The following is a 2,819-nucleotide window of genomic DNA, read 5'->3' as shown; positions in this document are numbered from 1 at the left end:
CGGGATCGGTGAACGGGTCATGCGGTGTCTCCGGTGGCGGGAAGCAGGGGGCGGGCGGGGGGCATCATCGGGCGGCCCGACCGGTCAGGCGACGAACGGGAAGGCGAGCGCGATCATGCCCACCACCGTCATCACCGCGCAGACCAGGATCGCCGGCACCAGCGTGAAGCGCTGATGATCCGCCAGATCGATCCCGACCAGGCTGACGAGCAGATAGGTCGACGGCACCAGTGGGCTGAGCAGATGGACCGGCTGGCCCATCAGCGACGCGCGCGCGATCGCCTCGGGCGCGACCCCGTAATGCGCGCCCGCCTCGGCGAGGATCGGCAGCATCCCGAAATAGAAGGCGTCGTTCGAGATGAAGAAGGTGAAGGGCAGGCTGAGCGCTGCGGTGATCGGCGCCATATAGGGGCCCATCGCCGGCGGGATCACGCCGACCACGGCCTTGCTCATCGCCTCGACCATCCCGGTGCCGCCAAGGATTCCGGTGAAGATGCCCGCCGCGAAGATCAGCGACACGACTGCCAGCACATTGCCGGCATGCGCGGAGATCCGCTCCTTCTGGTCGGCGACGCCGGGATAGTTGACGATCATCGCGATCGCGAAGGCGAGCATCATCAGCACCGACAGCGGCAGGATGCCCCAGACGAGCAGCGTCAGCAGCGTGACTACGAGCGCTGCGTTGAACCAGATCAGCTTGGGCCGGCGTGCTTCGGGATATTGCGACACCGCCATGCCGGTGAACGTGTCGGTCGCGGTGATGCCCGCTTCGCCCATGCGCGCGCGTTCCTTGCGACCGAAATACACCGCCAGCCCGACGAGGAAGGCGAGCCCTGCGATCATGCCGGGGATGAGCGGCAGGAACAGCGTCGCGGGATCGAGCTTCAGCGCGCTTGCCGCGCGTGCGGTCGGCCCGCCCCACGGCGTCAGGTTCATGATCCCGCTCGTCGTCATCAGCAGGCAGACGAGATACAGGCGGTTCATGTCATAGCGCTTGTACAGCGGCAGCAGCGCGGCGATCGTGATGATGTAGGTCGTCGAGCCGTCGCCATCGAGGCTGACGAGCGCGCACAGCACGACCGTGCCGATCAGGATCCGCATCGGGTCGCCGTGCACCATCCGGATCAGCCGTCCGACCAGCGGATCGAACAGGCCGGTGTCGGTCATCGTCGAGAAGAACAGGATCGCGAACAGCAGCATCACGCCGGTCGGCGCGAGGTTCTTGATACCGTCGATCATCATCGGGCCGAGACCCGCGGCCTCGCCGGCGAAGACGCCGAAGATCGAGGGGATCACGATCAGCGCGACCAGCGGCGTCATCTTCCTGGTCATGATTAACGTCATGAACGTGGCGACCATCAGGAAGCCAAGCAGGGCAAGGTTCATCGCATCGTCCTAGAAAAGGGCGTGAAAAAGGGGGGTGGGGGCAAAACCCCCGTCATCCTGACGAAAGTCAGGACCCAGGGTTACCGAGCGCTGCCCCTTGTGGCTCTGGGTCCTGACGTTCGTCAGGATGACGGAGCGAGGGGGCAATGCTCTACGAACATCACCACGCATCAGAACGTCACACCGACGCGCGCGCTGACCGTCTGGCCGCTGTCGTTGCCGACATAGTCGCCCGCACGATTGTCGGTGTTCCACTGGATCGCGTTGACCTGGAACCGGGTGAAGCTGTTGAGATACCAGTTCACCCCGACCGTCGCGGCCCAGCCGTCGCCGCCGGTCAGCAGGTCGCTGTAATCGAGGCTCTCGTACCGCGCGGTCAGTTCGATCGCGCCGACGCCGCCATCGAAGGTGGGTTTGAGCACCTTGGGCTGGCCGAAGCTGCCGAGCCGCGGGTTATAGGGCGGCAGGTCGCCGGTGAGGAAGAGACCACCCGACACGCTCCACGCCTTGCTGACGAAGTCGGGCCGTCCACCGTCGAGCCGCGCATTGCGCTGGCCGGCTTCGCCCATCACCCACAAGGGCCCGCGATAGCCCCCAAGCTCGACGCCGTAACCCGTCGTCCCGGTCCCGCCCGTCAGCGGTCCGCTCGACACGCGCAACGCGCCGTTGAAGCGTCCGCCGATCACCGTGTTGCGGGTCAGCGTACCCGCGACGGACGACAGCGATTCGTCGAACCCCCAGAGCCCGACATGAAGCACGCCGGTGTCGGACTTGATCGGATTCCAGTGCGCGCGGCCGAGCACGGTGCGGCTGTCGCCGACCGTCTGCGTGCCGTCGATCCGGTCGCCGGTGACGGTCACCGACGCGTGGCCGGTCTTCCAGAAGATCCGCGGCATCACGCCGATGCCGTAAAAGCCGCGCTGCGGGATGATCGCCGTGGCGACCGTCGTGCGCTCGAGGAACGGGGTCGAGTCCGACCCGGTCGATCCCTCGAAGCTGCGGTCGTTGAACAGATGGCCTGCGCGCACGTCGTAATCGAGACCGGGCGTGATACGGTTGCGCCAGCCTACGAACGCGGTGACGACGTCGACCTCGTTTTCGGAAAAGTCGCTTTCGAACTGATAGAAGAAGTGCGTGCCGACGCCACCTTCGAGACCGAGGCGCAGCGCGCGCATCCCCGTCGTCGTGATGTTGCGGCCGTCATATTTCGACCCGAAGCTCGAGCTCACATCGGTCAGGATCCGGCCGCGCGGCTTGAAGGTATAGACGCCGTCCGCCGAGTGGAAGACCGGCAGGCCCGCGCCCCATTCGGTCGTCAGGCCCGATGGATTGTCGCGTGCCGCCACGGCCTGCGCGACGCTGCGGTCGGCGGGGCCGGGGGGCGCGAGCTGCGGTGCGAACGGCACGGTCCGCCGGGGCTCGCCCGTCTGCGC

Annotated in this window: 2 protein-coding genes; both read right to left on the bottom strand. The window is 66.6% G+C overall.

Annotated features, from left to right (window positions below):
• Positions 1–84: 84 nt before the first annotated feature.
• Positions 85–1,386 carry a CitMHS family transporter gene (locus sphsw_RS12080; protein WP_031440836.1) on the bottom strand — a complete coding sequence of 434 codons (1,302 nt, stop codon included), beginning with the start codon at positions 1,384–1,386 and terminating at the stop codon, positions 85–87.
• 170 nt (positions 1,387–1,556) lie between these two features.
• On the bottom strand, positions 1,557–2,819 hold a 1,263-nt coding region (locus tag sphsw_RS12075; protein ID WP_031440835.1), incomplete at its 5' end, for an OprO/OprP family phosphate-selective porin.

The organism is Sphingomonas sp. FUKUSWIS1 (genome assembly GCF_000733135.1).
In the GTDB taxonomy this organism is placed as follows: domain Bacteria; phylum Pseudomonadota; class Alphaproteobacteria; order Sphingomonadales; family Sphingomonadaceae; genus Sphingomonas; species Sphingomonas aerolata.
The sequence above is the reverse complement of the archived record's forward strand: the minus strand, read 5'-3'. Positions and strand labels throughout refer to the sequence as shown.